This window comes from Amycolatopsis acidiphila, from assembly GCF_021391495.1.
Taxonomy (GTDB): Bacteria; Actinomycetota; Actinomycetes; order Mycobacteriales; family Pseudonocardiaceae; genus Amycolatopsis_E; species Amycolatopsis_E acidiphila.
This window is the reverse complement of the sequence record NZ_CP090063.1, coordinates 444968-459694: the sequence shown is the minus strand read 5'-3', so window position 1 is coordinate 459694 and position 14727 is coordinate 444968. Positions and strand designations below refer to the sequence as shown.

At 68.6% G+C, this 14727-nt stretch carries 13 protein-coding genes; all 13 read right to left on the bottom strand.

Annotation, left to right across the window (positions count from 1 at the left end; translation table 11 throughout):
- Nucleotide 1 precedes the first annotated feature (1 nt).
- A complete protein-coding gene (locus LWP59_RS02375) occupies nucleotides 2-1552 on the bottom strand; it encodes an NADH-quinone oxidoreductase subunit M (RefSeq protein ID WP_144642079.1) in 1551 nt (516 codons plus the stop codon).
- Complete coding sequence (gene nuoL / locus LWP59_RS02370) at nucleotides 1549-3444, bottom strand: NADH-quinone oxidoreductase subunit L (RefSeq protein WP_144642078.1); 1896 nt, start codon at nucleotides 3442-3444, stop codon at nucleotides 1549-1551. Before nuoL ends, LWP59_RS02375 begins: the two co-directional genes overlap by 4 nt.
- A gap of 17 nt (nucleotides 3445-3461) precedes the next feature.
- Nucleotides 3462-3761, bottom strand: a complete 300-nt coding sequence (gene nuoK, locus LWP59_RS02365) for an NADH-quinone oxidoreductase subunit NuoK (protein ID WP_144642077.1) — start codon at nucleotides 3759-3761, stop codon at nucleotides 3462-3464.
- The gene (locus tag LWP59_RS02360) at nucleotides 3758-4570 is read right to left on the bottom strand and encodes an NADH-quinone oxidoreductase subunit J (protein ID WP_186383376.1); all 813 of its coding nucleotides are present in this window, start codon (nucleotides 4568-4570) and stop codon (nucleotides 3758-3760) included. The genes nuoK and LWP59_RS02360 overlap by 4 nt, the downstream gene beginning before the upstream one ends.
- 574 nt (nucleotides 4571-5144) lie before the next feature.
- Nucleotides 5145-5711: an NADH-quinone oxidoreductase subunit NuoI gene (nuoI, locus tag LWP59_RS02355; protein ID WP_144642076.1), complete on the bottom strand. Its 567-nt coding sequence runs from the start codon at nucleotides 5709-5711 to the stop codon at nucleotides 5145-5147.
- On the bottom strand, nucleotides 5698-7023 hold the full coding sequence (gene nuoH / locus LWP59_RS02350; protein WP_144642075.1) for an NADH-quinone oxidoreductase subunit NuoH: 1326 nt from the start codon (nucleotides 7021-7023) through the stop codon (nucleotides 5698-5700). The genes nuoI and nuoH overlap by 14 nt, the downstream gene beginning before the upstream one ends.
- Nucleotides 7020-9488: an NADH-quinone oxidoreductase subunit G gene (locus LWP59_RS02345; RefSeq protein WP_144642074.1), complete on the bottom strand. Its 2469-nt coding sequence runs from the start codon at nucleotides 9486-9488 to the stop codon at nucleotides 7020-7022. Before LWP59_RS02345 ends, nuoH begins: the two co-directional genes overlap by 4 nt.
- A complete protein-coding gene (gene nuoF / locus LWP59_RS02340; RefSeq protein ID WP_144642073.1) occupies nucleotides 9485-10765 on the bottom strand; it encodes an NADH-quinone oxidoreductase subunit NuoF in 1281 nt (426 codons plus the stop codon). The genes LWP59_RS02345 and nuoF overlap by 4 nt, the downstream gene beginning before the upstream one ends.
- Entirely contained in the window at nucleotides 10762-11496 is a 735-nt protein-coding gene (gene nuoE, locus LWP59_RS02335; RefSeq protein ID WP_144642072.1) for an NADH-quinone oxidoreductase subunit NuoE, read from the bottom strand. The genes nuoF and nuoE overlap by 4 nt, the downstream gene beginning before the upstream one ends.
- On the bottom strand, nucleotides 11493-12875 hold the full coding sequence (locus LWP59_RS02330) for an NADH-quinone oxidoreductase subunit D (RefSeq protein WP_144642071.1): 1383 nt from the start codon (nucleotides 12873-12875) through the stop codon (nucleotides 11493-11495). The genes nuoE and LWP59_RS02330 overlap by 4 nt, the downstream gene beginning before the upstream one ends.
- Nucleotides 12872-13624: an NADH-quinone oxidoreductase subunit C gene (locus tag LWP59_RS02325; protein ID WP_144642070.1), complete on the bottom strand. Its 753-nt coding sequence runs from the start codon at nucleotides 13622-13624 to the stop codon at nucleotides 12872-12874. Before LWP59_RS02325 ends, LWP59_RS02330 begins: the two co-directional genes overlap by 4 nt.
- 6 nt (nucleotides 13625-13630) lie before the next feature.
- Nucleotides 13631-14173: a NuoB/complex I 20 kDa subunit family protein gene (locus LWP59_RS02320; RefSeq protein WP_144642069.1), complete on the bottom strand. Its 543-nt coding sequence runs from the start codon at nucleotides 14171-14173 to the stop codon at nucleotides 13631-13633.
- A gap of 2 nt (nucleotides 14174-14175) precedes the next feature.
- Nucleotides 14176-14532, bottom strand: coding sequence for an NADH-quinone oxidoreductase subunit A (locus LWP59_RS02315; protein ID WP_144642109.1), 357 nt, complete (start codon nucleotides 14530-14532; stop codon nucleotides 14176-14178).
- Between the last annotated feature and the right edge of the window lie 195 nt (nucleotides 14533-14727).

Genomic DNA, 14727 nt, shown 5'->3' with positions numbered 1-14727 from the left:
TTCAGTGCCCTCCTTGCACGGCCGAAAGCGTGGCCTGCACCGACGGTCCGACCGTGTCGAGCACCGGTTTCGGATAGAACCCGAGGCCGATGATCAGCACGACCATGGGAACCAGGATCGCGAGCTCCTTGGCTCCCAGATCCCGGATGGTCTTCTTCGCGCCGAGCTCGGGCGCGATGGCCGTGCCCGGTCCTCCGCCGGCGCCGACGAGCGCGTTGCCCCGGACAGGTCCGGTCATGACGCGCTGGTACAGCCACAGCACGTAGGCCGCGGCGAGCACCATGCCGACCGACGCGAGGATCGCGTAGACCGGCTGGGTCTCGAACGAGCCCAGCAGCACCAGGAACTCACTGACGAAGGAGTTGGTACCCGGCAAGGACAACGTGGACAGACCCGCGATGAGCAGCATGCCGCCCAGCAGAGGAGTCACCTTGTACATACCGCCGTAGTCCGAGATCCGCGTCGAGCCGCCGCGCGCGATGACCAGGCCGAGCACGACGATCAGCATCCCGGTCGCGAGGCTGTGGTTGAGCATGTAGGTCACCGAGCCGACGGTGGCCTGCTGGGTGAACGCGAAGATGCCGAGCGCGATGAACCCGAAGTGCGCGATCGACACGTAAGCCACGAAACGCTTCATGTCCTGCTGTCCCGCCGCGAGGATCGAGCCGTAGAGCACGCCGATCACGGCCAGGATCAGCACCAGCGGCGCCAGCGTCTTGCTGGCTGCGGGGAACATCGGCAGGCAGTAGCGCAGGAACCCGAAGGTGCCGACCTTGTCCAGCACGCCCACGATCAGCACCGCGACCCCGATCGGAGCCTCACCGGCCGCGTCCGGCAGCCAGGTGTGGAATGGCACGAGCGGCGCCTTGATCGCGAACGCGAGGAAGAAGCCGAGGAACAGCCAGATCTGCGTGCCGGTCGGCGCGTCCCGGACGACCGTGACCAGCGTGGCCCAGTCGAACGTGCCCTTGCCCAGCTTGTCCGAGGAGATCGAGTACGCGCCGATCGCCGACGCGAGCATGATCAGACCGCCGAGGAAGGAGTACAGGAAGAACTTGACCGCCGCGTACTGCCGGTTCGCGCCGCCGTAGCCGCCGATGAGGAAGTACATAGGGATCAGCATGATCTCGAACAGCACGTAGAACAGGAACACGTCGATCGCCGCGAACACCGCGATGGTCAGCGCCTGCTGCACCAGGATCAATGCGAGGTAACCGCCGACGCTGCGGCCCTCGGGCAACTTGTCCGCGGTGCCCAGGGCGCCGATCACAATGGGCACCAGGAAGGTGATCACCGCGATCATGATCAACGCGATGCCGTCGATGCCGAATGCGATGTGGATGCCGAAGGTCGGGATCCAGTCCATCGACGTCGTCTGCTGCAGGCGGTCGCCGCTGGGGTGGTAGGTCGCCCACATCGGGATCATCAGCAGGAACTCGACGATCGAGAACGCCAGCCCGACGGCCATCGCCGTGCGGTCGTTCTTCCGCAGGCCACACAGGACCAGCGCGCCGACCAGCGGCAACAGGATGAGCGCCAGTACCCAGGTCATGAGAACCTCACCAACAGCAGGGCCGCGACCAGCACGAACGAACCGGCCAACATCGAAAGTGCGTAGGAGCGGACGAAACCGGTCTGCAGGCGCCTGAGCCGTCCTGACCCGCCACCGAGTGCGGCGGCCAGGCCGTTGACAGCGCCGTCCACGCCGCGGCTGTCCAGGTAGACCGAGAACCGGGTGAGCCACATCCCGGGTGTCGCGACCAGCGACTCGTTCAGCGCGTTCCCGTACAGGTCGCGACGGGCCGCCCGGACCACGGCGGACACGTTCTCCGGCCGCTCGACCGGGGTGTCGCGCCGCCCGACCACCAGCCATGCCACGAGCACGCCGAGTGCGGAAAGGAGGACCGTGATCCATGGGATCAGCGAGTGCGGGATCGCGGTGTGCTCGGCCTCGCCGAGCTCACCCAGGGAGGGCATGAGCCACGTCGAGAGCCGGTCTCCGAGGGAGAAGAAGGCGCCGGCTGCGACCGAGCCGATCGCCAGGATGATCATCGGAACGGTCATCACGGCGGGCGACTCGTGCGGGTGGAAGTCCCGGCCGTCGGTGGACTTGATGTCCTTCCAGCGTTCCTTGCCGAAGAAGGTCATCAGCACCAGTCGCGTCATGTAGAACGCGGTCAGCGCCGCGCCCAGCATGGCGGCGAGGCCGAACACCCAGCCGCGCCAGCCTTCCTGGCCGAACGCGGCCTCGATGATCGCGTCCTTGGAGAAGTAGCCCGAGAGGAAGGGGAACCCGATGAGTGCGAGGTAGCCGAGCCCGAAGGTGACGAAGGTGATCGGCATCCGCTTGTAGAGCCCGCCGAACTTCCGCATGTCGACCTCGTCGTTCATGCCGTGCATGACCGACCCGGCGCCGAGGAAGAGTCCTGCCTTGAAGAAGCCGTGTGTCAGCAGGTGCATGATGCCCAGCGCGTAGCCGAACGGGCCGAGCCCGACGGCCAGCATCATGTAACCGATCTGGCTCACCGTGGAGTAGGCGAGCACCTTCTTGATGTCGTCGTAGGCGCAGCCGATGATGGACCCGATCAACAGCGTGACCGCGCCGACTAGGGTGACGATCAGCCGTCCGCTCGCGGTCTCGTTGAAGATCGGGTTGGACCGGGCCACCAGGTAGACCCCGGCGGTCACCATCGTCGCGGCGTGGATCAGGGCCGACACCGGAGTGGGGCCTTCCATCGCGTCCGGAAGCCACGCCTGCAGCGGGAACTGGCCGGACTTACCGCACGCACCGAGCAGCAGCAGGATCGCGATCGCGGTGATCACGCCGGGCGGGGCGCTACCGATGTTGGCGAACACACCGGCGTAGCTGACCGTGCCGAGGTACTTGAACATCAGGAAGATCGCCACGGCCAGGCCGACGTCGCCGACCCGGTTCATCAGGAACGCCTTCTTCGCGGCGGTCGCGGCCGACGGCCGGTCGGTGTACCACCCGATGAGCAGGTAGGACGCCAGACCGACGCCTTCCCAGCCGAGGTAGAGGGCGATGAAGTTGTTGCCGAGCACCAGAACCAGCATCGAGGCGACGAAGAGGTTCAGGTAGCCGAAGAACTTGCGGCGGTTGGGGTCGTCGGCCATGTAGCCGATCGAGTAGATGTGGATCAGCGAGCCGACACCGGTGATCAGCAGTATGAAGACCAGCGAAAGCGCGTCGATCCGGAAGCCGAAGTCGATCGACAGGTTGCCGACAGGGAACCACGAATAGATCTTCGTGTCGGCGGGCTTGCCGTCACTGCCGAAGAACAGCACCAGCCCGTACACGAAGGACGCGATGACGGTGAGACAACCGAGTAGGTGCCCCCACGCATCCGTCCGCCTGCCGCCGGCCAGCAGGATCAGCGCGCCCAGAGCTGGGAACGCGACCAGCAGCCACGATGATGCAGTCACTCTCTAGCTCCTAGCCCTCAGTACTTGAGCAGGTTCGTGTCGTCGACCGAGGCCGAGCGCCGGGTCCGGAAGATGGACATGATGATCGCCAGGCCCACGACGACCTCGGCAGCGGCCACGACCATGACGAAGAACGCCATCACCTGCCCGTCGAGGCTCCCGTTGATGCGGGAGAACGTGACCAGCGACAGGTTCACGGCGTTGAGCATCAGTTCGATGCACATGAACACGACGATCGCGTTCCGCCGCACCAGCACGCCGACGGCGCCGATGGAGAACAGCAGGGCCGACAACAGCAGGTAGTAGGTGGGAGTCACTTCTTCTCCTCCGAACCGGTCAGCGCGTGCGCGTCCGGGTGTGGCTCCTTGCCCTCCACGAACTTCCGCTCCGCTTCGAGCTGGGCGGTCGGCGTGGACTCGATGATCGCGGACAGCGAGTCCTGCGCGACCGTGCCGTCGGGCAGCAGGGCGGGAGTCGTCACCGAGTGCGAGGTCGCGAAGACACCGGGGCCTGGCTTCGGCGAGATCCGCTCGTACTCGCCGCGGAACCGGGCCTCGACCAGCTCCTTCTGCGTGCGACGGCCGCGCTTCTCGTTGAACGCCAGCACCATCGCGCCGAGCGCGGCGGTGATCAGCAGCGCCGAGGTGAGCTCGAACGGGAACAGGTAGGTGGTGAAGACCAGCCGGCCGAGACCGCCCGCGGTGCCGTTGGGCGCGGGTGCCGGGCTGACGTTCGACAGCGCGTTCAGCAGCCCGGTGACGATCAGCCCCGCGATGCCGATGCCGAGGATGCCGGCCCAGAGCCGCTGTCCACGAAGGACTTCGACCACCGAGTCGGAGCTTTCCCTGCCGACGAGCATCAGCACGAACAGGAACAGCATCATGATCGCGCCGGTGTAGACGATGATCTGGGTGAAGCCCAGGAACGGCGCCTGCTGGACCATGTACAGCACGGCGAGCGAGAACATCGTCATCGCGAGGAACAGTGCCGAGTGGACCGCGCTGCGGGCGAAGATCAGCCCGAGCGCGCCGAGGAGGGCGATGGGCCCGAGGATCCAGAAGGCGACCGCCTCTCCGGTCGACGTGCTCTGGTCGATCGCCTGTGCGAGAACCAGTGAGGTCAGCATCCGGCCACCTCCATCTGGGTGCCGGCGGCGGTCGCCACCGACGACGCGGGTGCGCCGACGACTGCGGGAGGCGGAGCGGCTACCACGGGGGACGTTTCGGAGCCACGCGTCGCTCGCGCGATCAGGGCCTGCGTGCCACCGGATGCCGCGGTGACCGCCGCGGGCCAGCCGCCGCGAACCAGCGCGATCCCGGCACCTGAGCCAGCGGGGGGCACAGCGAGCGGGCCACGAACTCGGGGAACACCCGAGCCAGCGGCGATGACAGCCAGCGGGTCACGAGCCCGGGACACGCCGGCCACGCCAGCGGGGGGCACCGCGAGCGAGCCACGAGCCCCGGAAACACCCGAGCCAGCGGCGGTAACAGCCAGCGGGTCACGAGCCCGGGACACGCCGGCCACACCAGCGGGGGGCACCGCGAGCGAGCCGCGAGCCCGGGAAGCACCCGAGTCAGCGGCGGTGACAGCGAGCGAGCCGGGAGCCCCGGACACACCCGAGCCAGCGGCGGGCACAACCAGCGACCCGCGCCCCCGGGAAACACCGCCCCCGCCACTGGCAGCCATAGCGAACGAGCTGGTCATCCGATGACCTCCTCGTGGGCCGTCTCGACTGTCTCGCCTGTGGGGACCCCTCGGCCACGAGCCAGTTCCGGGCCGTTGACGTAGTAGTCCTGCTCGCTGTTGCCCAGGCGCATGGGGTGCGGGGGCTGCTCCATGCCCGGCAGCAGCGGGGCCAGCAGGTCCTCCTTGGTGTAGATCAGCCGCTGGCGGTCGTCGTCGGCGATCTCGTAGAAGTTGATCATCGTCAGGGAGCGCGTGGGGCAGGCTTCGACGCACAGGCCGCAGCCGATGCACCTCAGGTAGTTGATCTGGTAGTCCATGCCGTACCGCTCGCCCGGCGAGTACCGCGCGTCCTCGGTGTTGTCACCGCCCTCGACGAAGATCGCGTCCGCCGGGCAGGCCCACGCACACAGCTCGCAGCCGACGCACTTCTCCAGCCCGTCCGGGTGCCGGTTGAGCTGGTGCCGCCCGTGGTAGCGCGGCGCGGCAGGCGCACCGATCTCCGGATACTCCTCCGTCGCCACCTTCTTGAACATCATCGAGAAAGTGACCCCGAAACCCTTGAGGGGATCAAACATTCCCATCGGAACTCCCAACCTGCGCAGGTTCTGTGGCGGCCGGAACCGCACGCCGGCCCTTCCGTTTCGCGGCGGCGGCGCGGTCCGGCACCTGCGGCACGTGCAAGTCCAGCGGCGGCAGCGGGAAGCCGCCACCGGTGATCGGCACGCGGTCGTCCTCGGGCGGGCGCCGGTCCGGCACGAGCAGCGCGACGGCGATCGCGACGACGGCCACGATGACCACGCCGATCACGACCTGGGACGTGGACAGCCCGCCATTCTGCCGGATCGCGCGGAACGCCACGACCACGACGATCCACACCAGGTTCGCCGGCACCAGGACCTTCCAGCCCAGCTTCATGAACTGGTCGTACCGGAACCGCGGCAGCGTGCCGCGCAGCCAGATGAACCCGAACAGCAGCGCGAACAGCTTGACGGCGAACCAGATCAGCGGCAGCCACCCCTGGTTCAGCGGCGAGTCCAGCCCGACGAACGGGAACATCCAGCCGCCGAGGAACAGCGTCGTGCAGAACGCCGAGACGATCACCATGTTGACGTACTCGGCGAGGAAGAACATCGCGAACTTCATCGACGAGTACTCGGTGTGGAACCCGCCGACCAGCTCCGACTCCGCCTCCGGCAGGTCGAACGGCGCCCGGTTCGTCTCGCCGACCATCGAGATCAGGTAGATCACGAAGCTCGGGATCGTCAGGTAGAAGTACCAGCCGTGCGCCTGCGCGTTCACGATGTCCCCGGTGGACATCGACTGCGCGTACAGCACCACCGCGACGATCGACAGGCCCATCGCGATCTCGTAGGAGATCACCTGCGCCGCCGAGCGCAACCCGCCCAGCAGCGGGTACGGCGAGCCCGAGGACCAGCCCGCGAGCACGATCCCGTAGACCCCGACCGACGAGCAGGCCAGGATCACCAGCACCCCGACCGGCAGGTCGACCAGCTGCAGCACCGTGCGCTGTCCGAAGATCGACACCTCGGGCCCGAACGGGATCGCCGCCAGCGCGATCAGCGAAGGCACCACCGCGATCACCGGCGCGAGGAAGTACACCTTGCGGTCGGCGGTGTCCGGGATGATCTGTTCCTTGAACGGCAGCTTGATCGCGTCCGCGAGGGACTGCAGGTAGCCGTTCGGGCCGACGCGGTTGGGGCCGGGACGGTTCTGCATCCGCCCGACCGCCTTGCGCTCCCAGACGATCAGCAGGATCGTCAGGATCGGCCCGATCAGCAGGATCACGACGGCCTTGATCAGGATCAGCCACCACGGGTCGTCGGCCAGCAGCTCCGCCCTGGTCAGCTGTTCCTGCGCGAGTAACGGTGTCATCGCTCGCCTCCCGCCTCGATGGAAACCTCTGCCCCGTGCCCGGCGCCGAGTGTGGCCCGCACGCGGGAACCGTCGGAGTCGGCGGGCAGCCAGACGACCCCGTCCGGCACGTCGGCCGCCTCGACCGGCAGCGTGATCGAACCCCGCTCGTTGGACACCGTGACCGTCTCGCCCAGCTCGCGCGCCGCGACCGGCGACACCCGCGCCACCGCGCGACGCGCCGTCCCGGCCAGGTGCGGCTCGCCGGCCTGCAGCGATCCGTTGTCCAGCAGCTGCCGCCAGGTCGCCAGCCGGACCTGCCCGCGGTCGAGCTCCCGCCCGGCGGGCGAAGCGGCGACCGGCACGAACGGCGGGCGCGTCACCCAAAGCGGCAACCGGGCCAGATCGCCGTACGCGGCGGCCGAGGTCTGGGTGAACAGGTCCGCGTCCATCTCGACGGCCAGGGTGTCGAGCACCCGGCAGTCGGGCAGCGCCCCGGTGTTCTCCAGCGTGATGTCGAACGGGCGGCGGCGGCCCTCCCAGTTCAGGTAGCTGCCCGCCTTCTCGACGTCCGGCGCGATCGGCAGGACCACGTCGGCGCGCTCCGTGACGTCGCTGGGCCGCAGCTCCAGGCTCACCACGAAATCGGCTTGCTCCAGCGCACGTCGCGCCAGCCCGGGATCCGGCAGGTCGTTCGGATCGACGCCGCCGACAAGGACGCCGCTCAGCGAACCGTCCGCGAGCGCCGCGACGATGCCGCTGGTGTCGCGGCCCGGTTCGGCGGGAACCGAGACGCCCCAGGAGCTTTCGACCTCCGCGCGAGCCGCCGCGTCGGTGACCGGACGGCCACCGGGCAGCAGCGTCGGCGCGGCGCCGGCCTCCAGCGCACCCCGCTCGCCGGCGCGCCGCGGGATCCACGCGACCCTGGCGCCCGTCCGCGCGGCCAGCTCGTGCACGGCGGAGAACAGGCCCGGCACCTCGGCGGCACGCTCGCCGACGAGGATCACCGCGCCCTCGGCGGTCAGTGCCGCGTCCAGGTCGGGCGCATGCGACGCGAGGGCCGCCAGCGCGGCGGGCTCCCCGCCGGGCGGGCAGGCCAGCAGCTCACCGAAGGTCTTGCGGACCGAGGACGTCGTCCACTGTCCCAGGTGGACGATCTTCGCGGTGCGCTTGCGGGCCGCCTTGCGCAGCCGCAGGAACACGATCGGCGCCTCGTCCTCCGGCTCGAAGGCCACGCACAGCACCGTCGGCGCCTTCTCGAGCGCCGCGAAGGTCACCCCGTCGTCCTGGGGGGTGCCCACGACCTGGGTGGCGAGGAACGACAGCTCCTCGTCCGAATGCGCGCGGGCCCGGAAGTCGATGTCGTTGGTGCGCAAGGCAACCCGCGCGAACTTCGAGTACGCGTACGCGTCCTCCAAGGTCAGCCGGCCACCGGCCAGCACACCTACCCCGCGCGCGTCACGCGCCTTCGCCAGGCCGGTAGCGGCCACGCGCAGCGCCTCGGTCCACGAGGCCTCGCGAAGCACACCGGACGAGTCCCGCACGAGCGGGCGGCGAATCCGGTCCTCGGCCTGCGCGTACCGGAACGCGAACCGGCCCTTGTCGCAGATCCACTCCTCGTTGACCTCCGGGTCGTTGCCGGCGAGCTTGCGCATCACCTTGCCGCGCCGGAAGTCCGTCCGCTCCGCGCAACCCGACGAGCAGTGCTCGCACACGCTCGGCGAGGACACCAGGTCGAACGGCCGCGAGCGGAACCGGTACTGCGCGCTGGTCAGCGCGCCGACCGGGCAGATCTGGATGGTGTTGCCCGAGAAGTAGGACTGGAACGGCTTGCCCGACGAGGTCCGCGAGGCCATGTCCAGCACGTCCGCGGTCTCCGCCGTGCCGATCTGCTGGTGCGCCCCGCGTTCGAGCAGCTCGATGAACGGGTCGCCGGCGATCTGCGCGGAGAAGCGGGTGCACCGCTGGCACAGCACGCACCGCTCACGGTCGAGCAGCACCTGCGTCGAGATCGGCAGCGGCTTCGGGAACGTCCGCTTCGTGTCGACGAACCGGGACTCCGCGCGCCCGTGCGCCATGGCCTGGTTCTGCAGCGGGCACTCGCCGCCCTTGTCGCACACCGGGCAGTCCAGCGGGTGGTTGATGAGCAGCAGCTCCATCACACCCTGCTGCGCCTTGTCCGCCACCGGCGAGGTCAGCTGCGTCTTGACGACCATGCCGTCCGCGACGGTCATCGTGCAGGAGGCCTGCGGCTTGGGCATCGGGCGCCCGCCCATCTCGACCTCGACCAGGCACTGACGGCAGGCGCCCGCCGGGTCGAGCAGCGGGTGGTCGCAGAACCGCGGGATCACGGTCCCCAGCCGCTCGGCGGTACGGATCAGCAGCTCGCCCTTGGGCGCGATGACCTCTTCGCCGTCGATCGTGAGCTTGACGTGCCCCTCCGGAACCGGGGTCTCCGTCTTGGGCTCTTCTGGCGCCATCGTCATGCCTGTGCTCCCACCAGCTCGCGCTTGTTGCTCTCGCACAGAGCGAGGAACTCGTCGCGGAAGTACTTGATGCCGCTCTGGATCGGGCTGACCGCACCGTCGCCGAGCGCGCAGAACGAGCGGCCGAGGATGTTGTCGCAGACGTCGAGCAGGGTGTCGATGTCCTGCGGCGTCCCCCGGCCCTCGACCATGCGCTCGAGGATCTGCGCGAGCCAGTAGGTGCCCTCACGGCACGGCGTGCACTTCCCGCAGGACTCGTGCTCGTAGAACTGCGTCCACTTCATCACGGCCCAGGGCACCGACACGGTCTCGTTGAACACCTGGACCGCCGTCGTGCCGAGCATCGAGCCGGCCTCCGCGGCGCCCTCGAAGTCCAGCGGGATGTCGAGGTGCTCGGCGGTGAACATCGGCGTCGACGAGCCGCCTGGCGTCCAGAACTTCAGCGGGATGCCGTCCTTCATGCCCCCGCACAGCTCCAGCAGCTCACGCAGGCTGGTGCCCAGCGGCGCCTCGTACTGGCCGGGCTGCTCGACGTGGCCGGAGATCGAGTAGATCTTCGGCCCCGGCGACTTCTCGCGGCCCATCTTGCGGAACCAGTCGGACCCGGCGTTGACGATGAAGGGCGCGCTGGCGATCGTCTCGACGTTGTTCACCGTCGTCGGCGCCGCGTAGAGCCCGGCGGCGGCGGGGAACGGCGGCTTCAGCCGGGGCTGGCCGCGCCGTCCTTCGAGCGAGTCCAGCAGCGCCGTCTCCTCGCCGCAGATGTAGGCGCCGGCGCCGGCGTGCACGGTGATCTCCAGGTCGAAGCCCGAACCGAGGATGTTCTCGCCGAGGTAGCCGGCGCCGTAGGCCTCACGCACCGCCGCGTTGAGCCGGCGGACGCAGTGCAGCGCCTCGCCACGGACGTAGATGAAGCAGTGGTGCGAGCGCATCGCGTACGCGGCGATGATGCAGCCCTCGATCAACGAGTGCGGGTCCGCCATCATCAGCGGGATGTCCTTGCAGGTCCCCGGCTCGCCCTCGTCGGCGTTGATCACCAGGTAGTGCGGCTTGTCCTCGTTCGGCGGCATGAACGACCACTTCACCCCCGCCGGGAACCCGGCGCCGCCGCGGCCGCGCAGGCCCGCGTCCTTGACCAGCTGCACGAGCTGCTCGGGCGTGCCCGCGAGCGCCTTGCGGATCGCGGTGTAGCCCTCGAGCTGCTCGTAGGTCTCCAGCCGCCACGAGTTCGGCGAAAGCCAGCGCTTGGTCAGTACCGGCGTCAGCGGATCTGTCATTTCTTCTCCACCTCCGGCAGCGGAACGTCTTCCATCACGGGTGCCGTCCAGCCGCGGTCCGCGGCCATCCTGGCCCCGCGCAGGGTTTCCACCGCCTGCGACGGACCGTCCACATGGGACCGGTACGTTTCCTCGTCCTCCGGGAAGAAGCCTGCGAGCTGAAGCTCCGCCCCCTTGAAGTCGGTCAGCGGCGCGCCACGGCTGGGCGCCGGCTTTTCCCCGCGTTGCAACGCCTGCACGAGCTCGAGAGCCGACTCCGGGGTCTGGTTGTCGTAGTACTCGTAGTTGACCTGCAGCACCGGCCCGAGGTCGCACGCGGCCAGGCACTCCGCGTGCTCCAGCATGATCGAACCGGGGGCGCCGGGCTCGCCGGCCACCTCCTCGTGCCCGACGCCGAGGTGCTCGCCCAGCTGCTTGTAGATCGCGTCCCCGCCGAGCGCCGCGCACAGCGTGTTCGTGCAGACGCTCACCAGGTGCTCGCCGCACGGCCGCCGCTTGTACATCGTGTAGAACGTGACGACCGCGCTGACCTCGGCCTCGGACAGGCCCAGCTGCTGGGCGCAGAAGTCGATGCCCTCCTGGCTGACGTGCCCCTGGACCGACTGCACGAGGTGCAGCATCGGCAGCAGCGCCGAGCGCGACTGCGGATACCGGTTGATCAGGTTCTGCGCCTTGGCAACGATTTCGGCGTCGAAGATCTGTGCCTGAGGCTCTGTACGCTGTGTCGTCATCGGTCCACTCCCCCCATCACGGGGTCGATCGAGGCGACGGCGGCGATCACGTCCGCCACCAGCCCGCCTTCGGACATCGCGGGCATCGACTGCAGGTTGACGAAGCTCGGTTCCCGCACGTGCACCCGCATCGGCCTGGTGCCGCCGTCGGACACGACGTGGAAGCCCAGCTCCCCGCGAGGTGACTCGACCGGCGCGTACACCTGGCCCGGCGGCACCTTGAAGCCCTCGGTGACCAGCTTGAAGTGGTGGATCAGCGACTCCATCGACTGGCCCATGATCTTCTTGACGTGCTCGAGCGAGTTGCCCATCCCGTCGCTGGAGATCGACAGCTGCGCCGGCCACGCGATCTTCTTGTCCTCGACCATGACAGGGCCCGGCTCGTCGAGCCGCTTGAGCGCCTGCTTGATGATCCGCAGCGACTGGTGCATCTCCTCGACCCGGCACAGGTACCGCGCCCAGCAGTCGGCGTCGGTCGAGGTCGGGATGTCGAACTCGAACTCGTCGTAGGAGGAGTACGGCTCGACCTTCCGCAGGTCCCACGGCAGCCCGGCCGACCGCAGCACCGGACCCGTCACGCCGAGCGCGAGGCAGGCGTCCACGGGCAGGTAGCCCACGCCCTTGAGCCGGTTGCGCCAGATCGGCTGACCGGTGAACAGCTTGTCGTACAAGGGAAGCCGCTTGTCCATCACCTTGACGAACTCGCTGATCTTCGCGTGCGCGTCCGTCGGCAGGTCCTGTGCGACCCCGCCCGGCCGGATGAACGCGTGGTTCATCCGCAGCCCGGTCAGGTACTCGAGCAGGTGCAGGACCTCCTCGCGCTCGCGGAAGCCGAGCGTCATCGCGGTCGTCGCGCCCAGCTCCATGCCGCCGGTGGCGATGTAGACCAGGTGCGAGCCGATGCGGTTGATCTCGCAGAGCAACACCCGGATCAGCTGCGCCCGCTTCGGCGCCTCGACGCCCAGCAGCTTCTCCACGGCCAGGCAGTAGCCCAGCTCGTTGAACAGCGGCGACAGGTAGTCCATGCGCGTCACGAAGGTGACGCCCTGGGTCCACGTCCGGTACTCGGTGTTCTTCTCGATGCCGGTGTGCAGGTAGCCGATGACCGACCGCAGCTGGGTGACGGTCTCGCCCTCCAGCTCCAGCACGAGCCGGAGCACGCCGTGCGTCGACGGGTGCTGCGGGCCCATGTTGATGACCATGCGCTCGTCGTGGTCGGCGTCGGACAGCACGTCGTCCCAGTCGCCGCCGCTGACGTGGAAGATGCGGCCTTCGGTGGTCTCGCGGGAGTCCGCGTAGTTCACGTCGTCGCTGCTGTCCGAGCCGGGCGCCGTGGTGTCCGTTCCGGTCGTGACGTCCGAGAGTCGTTCAGTGGTCACGAGTACGACCTCCGCTGGTCCGGCGGCGGGATCTCCGCGCCCTTGTACTCCACCGGGATGCCGCCCAGCGGGTAGTCCTTGCGCTGCGGGAACCCGTCCCAGTCGTCGGGCATGAGGATGCGGGTCAGCGCCGGATGTCCGTCGTAGACGATGCCGAACATGTCGTAGGCCTCCCGCTCCTGCCAGTCGGCGGTCGGGTACACCTCCACCACCGACGGCAGGTGCGGGTCCCCGACCTCGACGGCGACCTCGAGCCTGATCCGCCGCCGGTAGGTCATCGAGGTCAGGTGGTACACCGAGTGCAGCCGCTGCGGCACGTCCGGGCCGTAGTCCACTCCGGACACCGAGCTGCACAGCTCGAACCGCAGCCCGGGGTCGTCGCGCAGGATCCGGCACGTCTGCAAGAGGTACTGCCTGTCCAGGTACAGGGTGATCTCACCGCGGTCGACCGAGACCTGCTGGACCGCCTCGGTGGGCACGCCGTTCTCGCCCAGCGCGGCGAAGAACTGGTCGGCGAACTCGTCGAACCAGCCGCCGTAGGGCCGTTCGGCCGGCGCCGGGGTGTAGGCGGGCAGCCGCAGGCCACCGTAGCCGGAGGTGTCGCCACTGTCGGACACGCCGAACATGCCGGCGCGGGCCCGGCCCGCGACCACCGGCTGCGCCGGGCGCACGCCCTGGGCCTCCAGCCCGGTCTCGGGCCGCTGGGCGCTGGACTGCTCGCCGCCCGTCTGGGGTTTCTCTTCAGGCACCTGGGATCACTTCTTCGCGTACTTGATCGACGAGGGGATCAGCTCGGTGCGCTTGCCCGCCCTGAGCGCGGCGCGGCGCGGGCCCATCGGCTCGTCCTGGATCTTGGCGTGCAGCTTGAGGATCGCGTCGAGCAGCATCTCCGGCCGCGGCGGACAGCCGGGCAGGTACATGTCGACCGGCACGACGTGGTCGACGCCCTGCACCACGGCGTAGTTGTTGAACATGCCGCCGGAGGAGGCGCAGACGCCCATCGCTAGCACCCAGCGCGGCTCGGCCATCTGGTCGTAGATCTGACGCAGCACCGGCGCCATCTTCTGGGTCACCCGGCCCGCGACGATCATCAGGTCCGCCTGCCGCGGGGTCGCGCTGAACCGCTCCATGCCGAACCGCGCGATGTCGTACCGGGACCCGCCCGTCGTCATCATCTCGATGGCGCAGCAGGCCAGGCCGAAGGTGGCAGGCCACAGGGAGTTCTTGCGCGCCCAGTTGACCAGGCCTTCCAGGCTGGCCAGCAGGATGCCGTTGGGGAGCTTCTCTTCGAGACCCATCTTCAGTTCCAATCCAGCCCGCCGCGCCGCCACACGTACGCGTAGGCGAAGCCGACCGTGGCGATGAACAACACGATCTCCACCAGCCCGAACAGGCCGAGCGAGTCCGCGGAGACCGCGAACGGGTAGAGGAAGACCATCTCGATGTCGAACAGGATGAACAGCATCGCGGTGATGTAGTAAGCCACCGGCATCCGGCCGCCGCCGACCAGTGGCTGCGGTGACGGTTCGATCCCGCACTCGTAGGCCTGCAGCTTCGCCTTGTTGTAGCGGCTCGGGCCCATCAGCGGACCGAGCAGCACCGAGAGCACGGCGAAAGCCGCCGCCAGCACGAACAACAGGACCAGCGGCACGTACATCGCCGGACTCGCTGACGCGCTCTGCGCTAACACCACGTGTCACACCCCTTCCGCAGCGTCGCGGTGATTGTGAAATTGTTCACAAGCCTTCCGACGAAGTTGTGAACGGGTTCACAAAGCATGGGGGCAGTGTAGGACGCGGCTCACACCGTTGTCGCGGGGTCCTTGGTTTAAGGCAGACCTAACTCGCCGAGG

Excerpts from the sequence above, each read along its gene's own strand:
- LWP59_RS02375 (WP_144642079.1), bottom strand. The coding sequence starts at position 1,552 with ATGACCTGGGTACTGGCGCTCATCCTGTTGCCGCTGGTCGGCGCGCTG.
- LWP59_RS02360 (WP_186383376.1), bottom strand. The coding sequence starts at position 4,570 with ATGCTGACCTCACTGGTTCTCGCACAGGCGATCGACCAGAGCACGTCG.
- nuoI (WP_144642076.1), bottom strand. The coding sequence starts at position 5,711 with ATGGGAATGTTTGATCCCCTCAAGGGTTTCGGGGTCACTTTCTCGATG.
- nuoH (WP_144642075.1), bottom strand. The coding sequence starts at position 7,023 with ATGACACCGTTACTCGCGCAGGAACAGCTGACCAGGGCGGAGCTGCTG.
- LWP59_RS02345 (WP_144642074.1), bottom strand. The coding sequence starts at position 9,488 with ATGACGATGGCGCCAGAAGAGCCCAAGACGGAGACCCCGGTTCCGGAG.
- nuoF (WP_144642073.1), bottom strand. The coding sequence starts at position 10,765 with ATGACAGATCCGCTGACGCCGGTACTGACCAAGCGCTGGCTTTCGCCG.
- nuoE (WP_144642072.1), bottom strand. The coding sequence starts at position 11,496 with ATGACGACACAGCGTACAGAGCCTCAGGCACAGATCTTCGACGCCGAA.
- LWP59_RS02320 (WP_144642069.1), bottom strand. The coding sequence starts at position 14,173 with ATGGGTCTCGAAGAGAAGCTCCCCAACGGCATCCTGCTGGCCAGCCTG.
- LWP59_RS02315 (WP_144642109.1), bottom strand. The coding sequence starts at position 14,532 with ATGTACGTGCCGCTGGTCCTGTTGTTCGTGCTGGCGGCGGCTTTCGCC.